The following is a 14,711-nucleotide window of genomic DNA, read 5'->3' as shown; positions in this document are numbered from 1 at the left end:
TTGTTGTCATGACGTTCCCGACGGCCCGAAGGACTATGGCCTGTGATGATTTGCCGGCAGTGCCAATCTCCCTACCACGCCCTTAGTTACTTCCGGCCCTGAATACCCGGACTGACTACGCTTCTCATCCCGCACCAGAAGCTTGGCCAACTCCCCTCCTCTTAGCTCCGCTCGCGCTCGCTGCAGGCGAAGAGCCAAAGGTTCATCATCTCCGCCCTGGCGCCCGTCAATGGCGTTCTGGTTGCGCGTCCGAAACTGAGCAGAGCTATCGGACCTAGGGCGACCGCGCGTTGCTGCGAGGCCAACACCATTCTCTTGCATAGAGACCGGATTGTGATTTTGGACTTCACTCCCGGCCAACTGCTCCAAATCGCCCTGTGAATCTACTGTAGGTGACCGCGTATCGTTACCTCCACGCAGGGACGCACTGAACCCGCCATTCACCGCATGACTGGAACGATCGCTATCGAATGGCCGTGCGACCTCGCCATCAGAGAAGTACCCTCGGTCATCGGCACCTTGTTTGCGCGCTCCAACTTGAGCGTCCATTGGCGCATGGAACTGCCTACCGTCAATGCCATGAGGGACCACTAGGTGGTTGTCGTTCACAGCGAGGAAAGGGGATCGAGACGCCTTGATCGATGCCTCTTGAGCAGCATGATCTGACACGTCTTGAGCTAGCCCGTAGACCGAGGCTCGTGACTCCTCTGCTGCATAGGGCGGCTCCCGGGCGATGGTATCGATTTCATCCGGGTCGATATCGGACACGAAACGAGCGACCTCATGGACAGGGGCTTGCGAACTGTCCTTTCTATCTCGCGCCAGAAGCTCGGCCAACCCGCGTTCGCTTAGCTCCGCTCGCGCTCGCTGCAGGCGAAGAGCCAAAGGCTCATCATCCCCTCCCTCGCGCCCCTCATTGGCATTCCGGCCGGGCGTCCGAACCTGAGCAGTGCTATCGGCCCCAGCGCGGTCGCGCATTACAGCGTCGCCGACATCATTCTTTTGCATAGAGACCGGACTGTGATTTTGAAATTCACTCCCGGCCAATTGCTCCGAATCGCCTTGTGAATCTACTCTGGCGGGCCACGTAGCGTTACTTCCACGCAGGGACGCATTGAACCCGCCATTCACCGCATGACTGATGTGGGAACGATCGCTATCGAATGGCCGTGCGACCTCGCCATCAGAGAAGTACCCTCGGTCATCGGCACCTTGATTGCGCGCTCCACCTTGAGCGTCCATTGGTGAATGGAACTGCCAACCGTCAATGCCATGAGGGACCACCAGGTCGTTGTCGTTCACAAGGCGGAAAGGGGGCCGAGACTCTTTGATCGATGCTACTTGAGCGGCATGATCTGACTCGTCTCGAGCTGGCCCAAAGACCGAGGCTCGTGACTCCTCTGCTGCATAGGGTGACGCCTCGGCGATGGTATCGATGGCACCCGGGTCGATATCGGACACGAAACGAGCGACCCAATCGACAGGGGCTCGCGAACTGTCTGCAGCAGGCTGATTACTAACATTTCGCATCTGCGTGCCCATGTTGAGGGCTAACGCCGCATACTTGTCCACGAGCTTGTCCAGGAGGCCAAGGGCCCTCTCCGCAAGCCCATGGGTCGCATCTGGCCCCGGCACCGCGACCTTGATGACGGGATTGGCCTGAACCCAAACCCGGCCATGTCCACCATCGGCGAACGAGCCGATTCCCGGTGGGGATTGATACCGAGGTTGCGCAGGGAAACCCGACATATTCGGAACTTGGTCAGTCCGAGGCCCGATGACGAACTCGGGTACTTTGACGAGTTGTTCCAACACGCCGCACAAGCCCTCAGCATGGCCAAGGCGAAGTTGGCTGTCGATCGCCGCGTTGGTCTCATCCATGATGTTTTTCTGAAGGAATACCGTTGGATCGAGAGCTCCGCTTGCATTCCATTGCCCTTGATGAAACAACTCAGGAAAGTTGCGACCGATACGGTCCACCACGCTCGGCAATACCTGCCGTTCGAACACGCTTTTCATCAAGACACCGAGCCCCATCAACCTAGCTAGGCTGAGCATCGCTTTGTCAGTTCGTTGCAACTGTTTAGCGAGTTGCTCTGATTGCCGGCTTCCGTCAAACGTGCCTTGGCCCGAGTTGCTCAGCTTAGGGGCGAACTCCCTGAGGCTATCCTCGAAACTAGACAGTGCCTGCCTACACTCCTTCCCTGCCCCGTCCTGTTTCACTGCTTGTAGCACCATGCCGTACACGGTAAACCGGTTAACAAGAGTATGTCCCAGGTCGCTTGACGGGATATCGCCGATGACATTTAGTGCCGCGGAAAGCGCTGCGTCACGGATGGCTTGACGGTCTGGGCCGGGAACGCTCACCGATGGCCTATGCAAGCCAGCCGTCGCAGAATTCCCAATGTCAAACAATGAAGAAAGCGTAGACGAAGTGGCCCTCGGCGCGGCATCCGAAACTAGGTTGCGTAGGTTGATCGATCCTATTGAGCCGGGCATGAGGGGGGGCATGAGGTCGCACTCCTTAAATCTACTGATTTGATTCGATGTAGCGGGTCAAAGATTGTTGATGAAGGCTTTATCGGCCTCACTAATAGACTCGATGGTGGAGCTGAGCACCTTGATCAACGTGTCGAACAACTGGGTATTACGCGAGTATTTCTCACCAAGCACCTGGCTGACGTGCTGTAGCTGCTCGGTGTACGTGTCCTTAGAAGACAACCAGGCGTTGTACTTGGCCATGTCCCACTTACTCGGGGACTCCGGCATACTCTTTCGCAAATCCTGCACCGGCTGCAGGTCAATCATCACCGCATAGCTCCCATCCAGCGCTCGCTCTACCGTCAAACCGCTCAGCCCCAAATCACGTATGAATGCGTCCGCTGCCGCTTGACTAGGGAATGACCCAAGGCCCTCACTGGCCTGGCTGTAGTTGTCGATGAGGCTCTTGAGCCGATTGGACATCTCAGAGAAATTTACATTGACATCGTTGTCACCGCTGGCTTCAATCGCATCCTTTAGAAGTGCCATGATGTTGGAGAACTCACGGAAAAATTCAATGTATTGCGCGAGCGCATCCGAGTATTTACTTAGCCACTCGCTATCCAGGTAATCGATCGCATCGATAAGATCGCTGTAGAAATCCGAATGGGAGTAGCGCAGCGAGACCTGATCCGACGAGGGGGCTATATCAATGCCACTTAATTTCTGTTCCGACGTATCCGCCTGCGCTATCAGGCCACGTAATACACCAGAAAGCCCAGCACTAGATTGGCTGCTCCGCAACAATGCGGGCGCGAACTCGCCTAGCGCAGAAGGGCGTTGTCGACCTTTGCTTGCGGCATCCGCGGACCTCCTTTGCTGTTCGTCGTAGCGGCGACGAATATCTTCGGACTGCGCGGAGCTTTGTTCAGCACACTCTAACGCCATCTGCAGCCAAGCCAGCTCAGCGCCATCGCCCAGGTCATCCGCGGCAGGCATTAGCGGCGCGCTTGACGGCGCTTCGCGCAAGTACCAAAGACGAGGCGACTGAGCCGTCGAATTGATGAGTATCTCGGCCATAAATGGTCTACCTTCAAGCCTTGGAAACAATGTGATTCATGACGTCGGCGTTAAGCTTGTGAAGGCTTTCGATGACCAGGAAGGCGGCATCGCGCTGTTGGCGGTTATGAACCGCCTGTTCGCGCTGCCCACCGGCGATTTCTTTGGCGGTGGCGGCGGTGGTCTCAAGCATCATCTGCTCAGCCTTGGACGCCGCCGCACTCAGCTCACCGATGGATGTGACCAAGCCATTCACGGATTGGGACATCACGTTCAGCAGGGTCGCCTGGGCGAGGAACTTCTGCGCATTGGCGCTGGCCAGCGTATGAGCGGCTTGGCTCTGGGCGATTTCCGGTTGCCGCACGTCGTCCCGCTGCACCGTCTGCATGGCTGGAGTTTCGGCCTTGTCATGGGCAGGAATGGTCACGCTCTTACCGTTCTTGGTAGTCAGCGTGTGCTCCCCCGGAACACCCTCAGTAGGCTTACTGGCCGCGGCATGACGAGCGCTAGCCATGGCTGTTTGCTTTTGGTTTGCCGGATTGATGTTGTGCTTGACGCTCTTGATGGTGGTATTGCTGGACTTGAAGCTGCGGGCCAAACCGGCCCCCCCTACGGCCGTCTGCACTGCCATGGCGCTGATGGCAGCACCCATGCGCGTTTCAGCGATACGGATTTCCTTATCGCCGGCAGCCTTGGTTGCATCAAGGCTCATCTTGGTCATGGCGACACTGGTTTCACGATCGCTTTTGGTCAGCTCCATCATCGCCAGCATCAGCGCCACAAGCAGGGCGAATTTTGGGTCGGACTTGATCAGTTCAGCCGAACCATTCGGCGTGCGCGTCTCTCCCGGTTGGCCGCTTCGAACCGCCTGATCGACCGGGCCAAAATTCCGATCAAAACTCGCGGCCAGCGTGTCTATCCCGGCGGATCGGTCACTGACTCGATCGTTCTGCAGAGCGGCCTGGATGGCGGAGGAAATTTGCTCGGCCGTAAAGGCTACGGGATTTTCGCTCGGCGTCCGCAATTGAGGCATCGCTTTGTCTTCGACCTGCTTGCGCAGCTCGTGGGACAGCTCGTTGGCGATTTCCTGGCTGAGCTTCTCGATCTGTGCGTCATCGATCCCGTCGTATCTTACGACTGCTACTTGGGTAGCCTGGACCGGCGACGTCGACGCATGAGTGCGCGAAGCGCTAATGAGTGGAGCGGTCATGAGTATGTCCCAGATGTCTTTAGGTGGCACGCTTACGCGCGACGAATGTTCTTGAGTATGAAACGTCCTGCCTGAGCCTCCTCGGCAGCGACGTCGCTTATTTTTTTGTATAGCGATTGCGCAACGTCGTTGCTTCGAGTGAAGTCCTCATAGGAGCGACTCATCATGTCGCGCAATAGGTCGGATTGCGCCAGGCCTAACTTCAGGGCGGCCAGGATCTTGGCCGCAGTGACTCTCATGTCGGCAACGATCACGCCACCCACGCCCTGTGCGGTCTGATTGCCAAACTGAGCCACATGACTGCCTGTCACCACCAAACTTGTACGGGAGGCCATGTTTTCAGCCGTCATACCCAACGTGCGCGTGAGTGCGCCGCTAAGCCGACTGGATGTGCTGCCAACCGCTTTGGAAGCGTTCTTCAACACTTCCGGCACGATCTTGGAGATGTTTTTCGCCAACACATCACCGAGTTTGGTTGCCAACCTGGAAGCAGCGCCTTTACCCAGCACAACAGCGGCGGCTACGACCACAATCATCACCACGGCCCCCACGACGGCGCCAAGGATCGCACCCACTCTCTTGGCCAGGGCATCGTCCACGCCCAAACCCTTGAGTGCGCCGGTAATAGCCTTGCTGATGGCATTGATCAACGGCTGCAGCACGTGGGTGATCAGGGGTTCGAGAGCCTTGCCGAGGATCGACTCGCCGGTAATCTCTTCGGTGATAGCCAATGCCAAGCCCACGGCGGCTAGCGCCAAACTTGCGCCACCCGTGAATGGGGCGGCCACTACCGAGATGACGGTAATTACCCAGCCGATGATTTTACCGATGCAACCCATTTTCTTTTCGGCGTCGCGGGCCTTTTCCAGTTGCTCCTGATATTCCTCAGAGCGCCGCAGGTTTTCCGCTTCGCGCGCCTTGAGCATCTTGATCGCGAATTCGGACTCGCTCTGCAATTTGAGCTGGCTGTTGGTGGCGATCACCTTCTGGAGCACAGCCAACAACTCGTTGAGCTTGGCCGCATTGGTGCGGTGTAGCTCGGCCAAAGGGTTGGCACCTTGCATGGGCGTGAGCTGGATCCGCTCCAGTTCACCGTTTAGATGCTCAAGCTCGGTTAGCGCGATATCGAGCCTGGCGATTGCCCGATCGAGTGCCTCCAGGGCCCGCTGCGCCGTACTGGCCAAGTTGTCAGCGAGAACCACGGCGGCACGCAAACGCGAAGCCAGGACTTCATGTTCAGCGTCATCAGGTGAAGTGGCATCAAGATCGGCCTTCAGTCGATCTGCCTCGCGGTGCGCCTCCTCAGCGGCGACGGTGACTTCATCAGCATAAGCGCCTGCCTCCGCGGAATCATTTAGCGCGACCTCCGCGGCAGCGTGAGCCGACTGGTAGCGTTCTGACATCGCCTCGTTGGAGGCCTTGAGCTGCGCCATGCGTTGGGTGAAAAGCTCCAGGCGGTTCCTGAGCGTGTCCAATGAGAGTTCGCCCAAGATTTCCTGGAGCATAGCCATCAGGAAGGTCAGCTTGGCCTCCGGGCTCAGCAATTTTGACGCCTGATCGCCAGCATTGGTAATAGCGTTTTGGACACGCGCCATATCCGGCGCGCGCAATTCGGGAGCGCTCGCATCCAGTGGGGCTTTTTCACCGATGGACGCGTTAGCCGCAGCAGCGGCACTAAACAGACGCGCAACCGAACCTTCAATCTCCCGCACCAACGAAGCCGGTGCCTTGCCAAAGGTTTGGGCGACCCGACCTGCCTTATCCATCTGGCCGGTCAATCGAGCCGCATGCGTGCCACCGACGGCAATTACTTCTGACATTCGGGCTCTCCCGGGCCGTTCGATTGCGACGTGTCAATGGCTTCAAGATAGATGCGCGCGCGCGCCACCAGCTTTTCGTCCCCTGACTTGTCCGCCACCGTACCAAAGCACTCCTTGGCAACCGTCAGCTTCTTAAGTGCAAGCTGGCACTGTCCAACATGGAACATCGGTCGGTAGTCGCGCTTGGTCAGCGCAAAGGCGAGCGCATACATGTCGATTGCCTTCTGGTATTCGCGCTTCATCTGGAAAACAGCGCCCAAGCCGAGCGCGTATTCACCATTGTAGAAGTCATACAAATAGAGGAACCGAAAGAAGGTTTCAGCCTCATCCAGCTGCCCGTTGACATAGAAACGGTGCGCGTAGGCGTAAACACCTTCTAGCATGTCATCACTGATTCCATGCAGGTCTTTTATTGCGGCTCCAGACTGAATACCATCCATGAGGAGCCTTGCAATTTGTTCATCGTATTGTTGATCGTGAGCTTCATTCATGGTTTTACTGCCTAAGATGTCTAGCCGGCATCTTTCGCCTGCACAGTATGTGTCTACGCTCGGGGCAAAACTTTTGCGTTTCGATCACGTGCCGGCCAGGCCTGGTCGATCGACTTAATCGGACGATAGAACGTCCTAGCAAGCAATTGAGAATGCGTTCGCAAGTGCAGCGAACATCGCATCGATCAATGAAAGGCCGAGCAAGATGCCGTTAGATCGGCTGTTTCGCCACCGGTAGACGCACGTCTCCGGAGTTCGCTCACGTCGTGAGGAAACCTACCATTCGCCGACACGGCCAAGCCGGATCAGGTTGTATGCGGCGAACGCCCACGTCATCCAGCCGTGCACGATCGGCAGAGACTGGGCAGCGATAGCTTTCGCAGTCCGCCGATGGTCTTGGTCCGGCCGAAGCCGTGCTCTATCTGTTTGCGGAACTCCTGGCCGATAGCGTAGCCCCGGGTGTGCGCGATTGACTTGGCCTGCACTGAGGGCGGCGACTAAGCCTCGCGTGTCGTAGACATTGTCGGCATCGAGCGTGGCTCTGCATTTCACGCCTGCGGCGGTCAGCAGATTCAGCGCGCCGTCGCGCTCGTCGGTGCTGCTGGCATAGCGGACAGCTTAGGGCAACCAACAGGCCTTGGTAGCTTTCCATCAACGCATTGACCAGATAGCTGAGCTTCGCATCCTTATCCTTGCGGTCCAGCCGGACATCGGGATCGATGGTCGAGGCGGGCATATCGTTGTTTCGCTGCGACGCTTTCCGAACATCATCGTCCTTAGGACCGACGCTGTAGTGTGAGGCCCATGCCTCCAGCGGCGCGCCGTCGACCTAGAAGTGGCCGCCGTTCACCAGCTCGCGTGTTCCGACAGTAGCTCCTTGTTTTAAAAAAAACTGGGCGATCGCCTCGTCGAAAAACCACTGGCGATTGAACGACAACGCCGAGTAATCCCAGGCCGAATCGTCAATGTTGAGACCCACGAACCAGTGGGACAGCAGGTCGTAGTTAAGCTGCCCGATGAGCAGACGCTCGCTGCATACGCTGTAGACCTCCTGCAGCAGCGGGGCGTGCAAGATGCGCTCCGGCGGGATCTACGGGCGCCCGCCTTAAGTGTAGCGCTGGGTCAGCCACCGCTCTCGCCCATAATCGCGTTAGCCAGCACACGCAGCTTGGGAATCGGATGGTCCGCCGGCGTGCGTTGATCTACGGAGACATACGAGAACATGCCAAGCTGCTGAACATCGGCGCTGCGCATTGGGGCGGAATATCAACGATTGAGGATGGCTATGATCCGCAAGGACAAAAGCAAAGAAGCGAACTTACACACCTCGCCGGCCTTCCTTGGCGCCCTTAGCCTTACTGCATCGCAGTATCCATGCACCACATCAAGCCGCAGGGGCGATGCTCGGCTTACAACGCCCTACAGGTAGACAAGTTCAATGGTCGCCGAACCATCTATCGAGACTTCCTGGGTCAAAGTCAGATTGTCGGCGTCCTGAATACGCCCCGTAACCAAGAACGTACCGGACAAATTCTGGATAGCACTGGGGCCACTTGTGGCGCCGCCCGGCGCCACCGTGAAACCTTGGAGCTTGCCCGTACTGAGCGCGTTACTACCAGTATAATCCGCGCCATTCCAAGTTCGACCGCCGTCGCCCGACAAGGTGACGCCAACAGGCTGCCCGTCAGCACTAAGCCCTTTAAACAGGGCATAGAAATCGCCAATTTTTTCGTTGGCCGGCGTGAAGCCGACACCGAAATTGACATTAGCGCCACCTATCAAGAAGACGGAATCAGCCCGGTTGTCGATGGCTTGAAGGACAAACCGCAGGGGAGCATCACAGCTCACATTGAATGACGCAGATACTCCAGGGAGAGTCGTATTGGCACCGCGATTTAAGCTGCTCGCAGGAATCTTACCGAGATCAAATAGACCATTGTTGCCGACATCGATCGAGCAACTGCCCGGAGTAATGGTGCCAGTCACGCGGATGTCGGCCGAGTTGCCGGCAAACGCGGCCGTCGCAGCGCCACTAAGCAGCACCGTTGCGAGAACTCTTTTGAATTGCCTAATAAATTCTGGCATTGAGATTAGCCTTCTTATTGAATTGATAAATGGAAATAATCCCGTCCAAAATCGGGTGGTGAGGATTTCGCCCCCCAGGTGAAAGTATGGTCGCCCATGTCTCACTCCGCGCGAAATACAAATAGTTTGAAATTCTCACTAGCTCTACGCACATGCGCGTGAGACAAGTCGCTGTCTGCCCCGCAAGATACGCTCGGGTGGGATAGAAGGGCATTTACCCTAGGCGTAGCGCTGAGCCAGTAGGCTATCGATCTCGCCCAGAATCGCGCCCATCAGCACGCGCATCTTGCGGACCGGTGGCTCCGCGCCCTTCCATGGGTACATACGAGGACGTGCAAAGTTGCTGGGGTCGGAACTACGCATCGAGGCGCAGCGTCCGTGATTGAGGGAACCTGTGACCGCCAACGCCAGCGGATGTCAACAGCCCGCTAGTCGGTTCTGGAGCTATGAACATCCGGAAATTCGACCTGCGCATCGCCATCTTCCAATGCCGCGCCGGCCTGCTCGATATCTCGCAGCCAAAGCAAGATACGCATCACTGCGGCCACCAGGTCCGAATGGACGAATTGATAGCGCTTACTGCGCGCGTACACGGCGCGAGCTACGCGGATGTCGCGCACGACTGGAATGCCGAGCTTTTCGGCGAGTGCAATCACGGCACGGGCGCGCGCACCTTTTTCGCGAATCGATACGAGCGGTACCGGGAAGCCGTAGTCGTGTATGTATATACCCACTGCAACGTGGGTAGGGTTGGCCAGGATCATGCTGGATCCGGCGACATCGGCCTGAACCTGAGCCGATAGCTCTGCGCCAACGTCGCGGCGACGCTGCTTGATCTCGGGGCTTCCTTCGCTGTCTTTGAGTTCTTGCTTGACCTCGGACTTGTCCATACGCAGATCGCGAATGTAGAGTCGGTGATCGACGAAGCCAGCAAGCAGGTAGACCGGCGCGAGCGCCAGCAGCAGCCCAATGACCGCGCGAAAGCCCACATCTAGCCAGATGGCCACGGCTTGTGCTTCGGAAGCATGCACCTGCATGAAAACTTGTGGCGCCAACAGCTTCCATGCCATCAGCGCACTCATACCGGTCAGCAAGGCGTAGAGCACGGAGCGGACCAGGTCCTTGACTAGGTTGAGCGAGAACATGTTACGAAGGCCGTTGACCGGATTGAGGCGGGCAAAGTCCATACGAATGGCCTCAGTCGCAAGCACGCCCTTACTCTTCGCGAGTGATACTAGAGCCACACAGGCAATGCTGACGATAGCCACCGGTGCGACGCCCCCCGTGAACGCGGACAAGGCCATGCCGACGACCTCGGCTGGCGCGAGGTCAAATTTGCGCTCGATAATCGTGCTATAGAGCGCCGCCACCGGCTGCAGCGAGGTGCCGAAAGCAAGTGTAAACAAGCCCGCAAGCATGACTACCGCCGCGATGAGGTCGCGGCTGCTAAAGCTCTTGCCCTTGCGCGACTCCTTGAACAGACGCTGGCGTGTGGGCTTTTCTGTCTTCATGGAGATTGCCCACTGTGGCTGTCAATCATGTCCAGTCCGCCATGGGTCATCCACAACGATGGAACCTGATCAACCATAGTAGGCGAGAGGTAAACAAGCAGAGCCAGGAAGGCCAAGAAGGACTTCAATGCAAGCGATACGGAAAAGGCATTCATCTGCTGGGCGAAACGCGACAACACCCCTAGAAATACTTCCACGACGAACAGCAAGAGCAGGACGGGCAATGCCATGCGTACGGCACCAGCCAACAACGTGGCCATAAATATGTGCATGCTGTGGAGATTCGGCACGAAGCGCCCTCCCATCGGCAACAGGCTGTAACTGGCTTGGATGACCTCGAGCAATGACAGCAATCCGCCCGATGTCAGGAAGATCACCACGCTGAACATCTGCAACAGGTTGGCCGTTTCGGTGGCCTCGATACCGCTGATCGGGTCCAAGGTGCTGCTAATACTTGCACCACGCTGGTTGTCGACGATGGCACCCAGCGCATGAAAGGTATGAAACGGCAATGACACCATCAAACCAATCGCGGTGCCCACCAGTGCCTCCATGCCGACGGCCAGCAACATGCCGGGCATATCCTGCGGCACGATAGCCGTAGCCGTGACCGGCCAAAATCCGATCAGCGTCACTAGCGCTAGCACTGAACGCGGAACCTTCGAGGGGATCGCGCCCGCGGACAAGTAAGGTAGCCACGCAAAGCACGCTCCGATCCGCGCCATGCCAAGGATCGCTTGTGATGCGTAATTGGCGGACAGGCCGGCCAGCTCAATGTCCAAGGGCGAAAAAGGCATAGGCGGCGCGCTAGCCTGTCAAGGCTTGCCGCACGACCTCGCGCGCAAATTCAAGTACCTGTGACGACATCCAGCCCATGAGTGCCATCAGGCTCATAACGACTGCCGCCAGCTTGGCGCCGTAAGGCAGCGTTTGATCCTGCATCTGCGTCACGGTCTGGAAGAGGCCCACCAACAAGCCCACCACGGTAGCCACACCAATGGGTACCGCTGACAGAAGAAGAATCAGATGGAAGGTCTTATTGCCGATATTTATCAAGTCATCCATCGCATCACACCGGTACGTCCAAGTACTGCCGCACTAGACCCTCTGACAGCATGCTCCAGCCATTCATTACGACAAATAGAATCAGCTTGATCGGCGCGGAGATGGTCACTGGACTCATCATCATCATGCCGAGCGAGAGCAAAACACTTGACACCACGAGGTCGATCACAACGAACGGCAGATACAGATAGAAGCCGATACGAAAAGCATCCTTGAGCTCGCTCAGCGAGTAGGCCGGAAGCAGCGTGAATAAGGAATGGTCCTGTGGATCGACGACAGCAGGAGGAGTACCGTCGATTGCTTGTGCGCGTCCGAAGAATGTCAGCAATTCGGGGTCGGCATACCGCGCCAGGTAAGCTTTGTAGCCGCGCAGGCCGTCGTTGAGAAAATCTACGACAGAGGCCACACTGTTCAACGGCGTCTGCAGCTCGGCATAACTCGTATAAACCTCGTGAATAATCGGTTGCATCACATAGAACGCTAGCATCAGAGCCAGCGCATTGATGACCATATTGGACGGCACCTGCTGCAGGCCCAAACCATTCCGTATCAAGGTAAAAACAACTGAAAACTTGATATAGCATGTGCCGGCGGCGATGATAAATGGAATCAACGTCGCCGTGGCCATCACCGCAATCAGCGAGATGTCGTTGTTGGCAAAGTTCATGGCTTCAAGAGCATTCGTTGAATTTGTACGCCCAGGACATCGCCAACCTGCACCAATTCACCCGCTGCAACACACTGACCATTGACTTGCAATTCGACATTACGATGCGCATCGATGGGCACGCTTAGGGTGGTTCCCTGCTCCAACTGCCCCAGGTCAGCCAGCGTCTGGGAGAGCGTGCACAGGACTACATCGATACTGATAGGCAACGATGCCAGGTCAAGGTCTCGCTGAATCGGAGGCTGTGCCAGGGGTTCGTCTGAATCATCGAAAGGAGGGGAGAAAGTGTCATTCACCACTACGTTTTCCAAGTTGAAGTTGAAGGAAAATAGAGAGTGCCGATTAACCATGGCTCGCCCGGCAATTTCGCCGAGAAGGACCACGTCGTTGCAACGAAGCGTGCGCAGTTGACCTGACCGCAGCTGCACGTTGCCGATACGGTAGCGCACTGACAAAGCCAGTTTTGTAGGCAAGCTGGGCGACACGGGCGCTTGCGCATACGATTTATCGAGCGATTCGATCCATATCGTGCCCTCGTTCGATGGCACGCAAGGCCATGGGATTTCTGCCATGGCGAGACGGGTGCCCGGCACCAACCCGTCATAGGTTGCCTGCTCGTACTGCAGCGCAGGCGACTCCAGGTGCAGCGGTTGTGGGCAGCTACCGAACAGCAGGTGGCCACTACGCGTATCGAGCTCGTCCCAGGCCACACCGGCCACTCCTGGAAGGCGCTTACAAGCCCATTCCGCAACGTCAACCAGACAGGACATTGACCCGCCTCCGTGACGTAAGGTGAAATGCAGGTAGCAACCCACCACGGGTAACTGCTGCCAATGCACATCCACACCATGAGCTCGGCATTGCCGATACAAGGCCTGAGCCGCTACGTGCTCGGCGCCCATTCGAGGCAGGATGGAGAACACCGTCATATTCATGACTGATTACGACCACGCTTGCGCGGATTGTCCTCGTCGCCAGTGGTCTTAGCTCGTTCTACGATCCATTGCTTATCGCCACCAGCTTGGCCGCTTTTGGCCGACGTGGCGAGGGCCGTGCCGACACGCTCAGTGGACGGGCTGAACACCACATTTTGCGGCGTAAGGAATGCTTTCACGCTTTGGCCACCACCCCAGGACAGGAACCGGTAAGTCACCTCGGTCTGGGCCGTCTTAGCTTCAGCCAGGTTGGCCTTGGCAGCCTGCCGTGCCCGTGTGACGGTGTTATTTTGGGCAACGCGATCATGTAGCGCTAAGTGGGCGCTGTCCGCGCCCGAGCGTGACGCCTGTCCCACGAATCTGCTGGACGGCGTAATTTGTTTTGTATCGCGCTGGTAGTGCCGCGTAGTGGCCGATATCGCACGTACGTCTTTGATTTGAGCGGAAGATGACTGGCTAGCGGACTCCAATGACACATTTCCTTCACGCTTGGTAGCCGCCTGCGCAGGCGTGCCCATGCTTGTGGCCACCTGCCCCGCCATATCCTGGGGTTTGCTCTGCTCAAAGGCGTCGACGGTGCGATCCTGCGGCAGCGTAGTGGTGCTGATTCGTACCTCAGCGTGATTTCGCACCATATCCGTGCCGTTGGCTGATACGGGGACGTCCGCAGTGACGGCATTGCCGACACCGGGCAATCGAGAAGGCACTGGGGCATGTCCGCTGGGGCTTTCATACGAAGGCTTGATCTTTGATGGGCCGCCCTTCGCTAGCAGGGCGTTGTCCGCAGCGAAGCCCAGCGAAAGTCGGGCACCAGCGTCCCTTGGCGTGTACTGAGACGAAGCCAGCTGCGGCGCCAGGTCTTGCGTGTGCGAGCCGCGCCTACGTTCTGTCCCGCGGGGTTTTTCGCGCAAGGAATCGTGCAGCATATGATCTTGCACTCGTTGCGCTAGCGGTACGGTCGGCATGACCATCCCTAGATCAGACCTTTCTGTCGGCGCGATGGGGGCTAAAGGCGACGCAGTCGGCATGCGTGATTCTCCTGTGTATCCCGTTCAATGTTTCGTTGCTTACGCTGGCGACGCGCTAGTGCTTCGCGTTTGGCCCACTCATCGATTTTCTGACCCTTACGTTCGTGTAACACTGCTTGCTGGCGAAGGAGCAGCCCCTCTTGTTCGCAACTAATCGCTTGCGCTTCGAGTGTGTCGGACTGATGCCTGTCTTCGAGCGCGCGCATCCTCGCTACAGCTTGCAATCGGAGGCGCTCGTAGAGGGCCTGGCGGGACAGGTCAAATTCTTCACTCGGTGCCGAACCGGCCAAGGCTTCATGACTGGTTCGGAGAAGAACAGCTGCCTCCTCACGATATCCGCGCGCAGCGTCGGCCTTAGC

General features: G+C 57.5%; 13 protein-coding genes. All 13 read right to left on the bottom strand.

Features of this window, described 5'->3' with window-relative positions; genetic code table 11:
• Positions 1–33: 33 nt before the first annotated feature.
• The 13 genes from ACT01B_RS10810 to ACT01B_RS10750 all read right to left on the bottom strand — a co-directional run bounded on the left by ACT01B_RS10810 (position 34) and on the right by ACT01B_RS10750 (position 14,289).
• Positions 34–2,367, bottom strand: coding sequence for a hypothetical protein (locus ACT01B_RS10810; protein ID WP_445147349.1), 2,334 nt, complete (start codon positions 2,365–2,367; stop codon positions 34–36).
• A 189-nt stretch (positions 2,368–2,556) separates the two neighbouring features.
• A complete protein-coding gene (locus ACT01B_RS10805; RefSeq protein WP_445147348.1) occupies positions 2,557–3,561 on the bottom strand; it encodes an IpaD/SipD/SspD family type III secretion system needle tip protein in 1,005 nt (334 codons plus the stop codon).
• A gap of 13 nt (positions 3,562–3,574) precedes the next feature.
• The gene (locus ACT01B_RS10800) at positions 3,575–4,750 is read right to left on the bottom strand and encodes an IpaC/SipC family type III secretion system effector (protein WP_445147347.1); all 1,176 of its coding nucleotides are present in this window, start codon (positions 4,748–4,750) and stop codon (positions 3,575–3,577) included.
• 32 nt (positions 4,751–4,782) lie between these two features.
• Positions 4,783–6,570 (bottom strand): type III secretion system translocon subunit SctE, encoded by a 1,788-nt coding sequence (gene sctE, locus ACT01B_RS10795; RefSeq protein ID WP_445147346.1) that lies wholly within the window; start codon positions 6,568–6,570, stop codon positions 4,783–4,785.
• Entirely contained in the window at positions 6,558–7,061 is a 504-nt protein-coding gene (sicA, locus tag ACT01B_RS10790) for a type III secretion system translocator chaperone SicA (RefSeq protein ID WP_445147345.1), read from the bottom strand. Before sicA ends, sctE begins: the two co-directional genes overlap by 13 nt.
• 829 nt (positions 7,062–7,890) lie before the next feature.
• Complete coding sequence (locus ACT01B_RS10785) at positions 7,891–8,133, bottom strand: transposase (protein ID WP_445147344.1); 243 nt, start codon at positions 8,131–8,133, stop codon at positions 7,891–7,893.
• A gap of 347 nt (positions 8,134–8,480) precedes the next feature.
• A complete protein-coding gene (locus ACT01B_RS10780) occupies positions 8,481–9,146 on the bottom strand; it encodes a DUF1120 domain-containing protein (protein WP_445147343.1) in 666 nt (221 codons plus the stop codon).
• A gap of 428 nt (positions 9,147–9,574) precedes the next feature.
• A complete protein-coding gene (locus ACT01B_RS10775) occupies positions 9,575–10,657 on the bottom strand; it encodes an EscU/YscU/HrcU family type III secretion system export apparatus switch protein (protein WP_445147342.1) in 1,083 nt (360 codons plus the stop codon).
• Positions 10,654–11,439, bottom strand: coding sequence for a type III secretion system export apparatus subunit SctT (gene sctT, locus ACT01B_RS10770; protein ID WP_445147341.1), 786 nt, complete (start codon positions 11,437–11,439; stop codon positions 10,654–10,656). The genes ACT01B_RS10775 and sctT overlap by 4 nt, the downstream gene beginning before the upstream one ends.
• Before the next feature lie 25 nt (positions 11,440–11,464).
• Positions 11,465–11,722: a type III secretion system export apparatus subunit SctS gene (gene sctS / locus ACT01B_RS10765; RefSeq protein ID WP_445147340.1), complete on the bottom strand. Its 258-nt coding sequence runs from the start codon at positions 11,720–11,722 to the stop codon at positions 11,465–11,467.
• Between the two features lie 4 nt (positions 11,723–11,726).
• Complete coding sequence (locus ACT01B_RS10760; protein WP_445147339.1) at positions 11,727–12,389, bottom strand: EscR/YscR/HrcR family type III secretion system export apparatus protein; 663 nt, start codon at positions 12,387–12,389, stop codon at positions 11,727–11,729.
• The gene (gene sctQ / locus ACT01B_RS10755; protein ID WP_445147338.1) at positions 12,386–13,324 is read right to left on the bottom strand and encodes a type III secretion system cytoplasmic ring protein SctQ; all 939 of its coding nucleotides are present in this window, start codon (positions 13,322–13,324) and stop codon (positions 12,386–12,388) included. The genes ACT01B_RS10760 and sctQ overlap by 4 nt, the downstream gene beginning before the upstream one ends.
• The gene (locus tag ACT01B_RS10750) at positions 13,321–14,289 is read right to left on the bottom strand and encodes a SpaN/EivJ family type III secretion system needle length determinant (RefSeq protein ID WP_445147337.1); all 969 of its coding nucleotides are present in this window, start codon (positions 14,287–14,289) and stop codon (positions 13,321–13,323) included. Before ACT01B_RS10750 ends, sctQ begins: the two co-directional genes overlap by 4 nt.
• Positions 14,290–14,711 lie beyond the last annotated feature (422 nt).

It is taken from the genome of Dyella sp. Tek66A03 (assembly GCF_052567735.1).
Note: the sequence above shows the minus strand (reverse complement) of the source record. Positions and strands in the feature narration are given on the sequence as shown.

What these genes read in the sequence shown, in the direction of transcription:
- ACT01B_RS10760 (WP_445147339.1), bottom strand. Translation starts at nt 12,389, where the DNA reads ATGAACTTTGCCAACAACGACATCTCGCTGATTGCGGTGATGGCCACG.
- ACT01B_RS10805 (WP_445147348.1), bottom strand. Translation starts at nt 3,561, where the DNA reads ATGGCCGAGATACTCATCAATTCGACGGCTCAGTCGCCTCGTCTTTGG.
- sicA (WP_445147345.1), bottom strand. Translation starts at nt 7,061, where the DNA reads ATGAATGAAGCTCACGATCAACAATACGATGAACAAATTGCAAGGCTC.
- ACT01B_RS10780 (WP_445147343.1), bottom strand. Translation starts at nt 9,146, where the DNA reads ATGCCAGAATTTATTAGGCAATTCAAAAGAGTTCTCGCAACGGTGCTG.
- sctS (WP_445147340.1), bottom strand. Translation starts at nt 11,722, where the DNA reads ATGGATGACTTGATAAATATCGGCAATAAGACCTTCCATCTGATTCTT.
- sctQ (WP_445147338.1), bottom strand. Translation starts at nt 13,324, where the DNA reads ATGAATATGACGGTGTTCTCCATCCTGCCTCGAATGGGCGCCGAGCAC.
- sctE (WP_445147346.1), bottom strand. Translation starts at nt 6,570, where the DNA reads ATGTCAGAAGTAATTGCCGTCGGTGGCACGCATGCGGCTCGATTGACC.
- ACT01B_RS10775 (WP_445147342.1), bottom strand. Translation starts at nt 10,657, where the DNA reads ATGAAGACAGAAAAGCCCACACGCCAGCGTCTGTTCAAGGAGTCGCGC.
- ACT01B_RS10800 (WP_445147347.1), bottom strand. Translation starts at nt 4,750, where the DNA reads ATGACCGCTCCACTCATTAGCGCTTCGCGCACTCATGCGTCGACGTCG.
- ACT01B_RS10750 (WP_445147337.1), bottom strand. Translation starts at nt 14,289, where the DNA reads ATGCCGACCGTACCGCTAGCGCAACGAGTGCAAGATCATATGCTGCAC.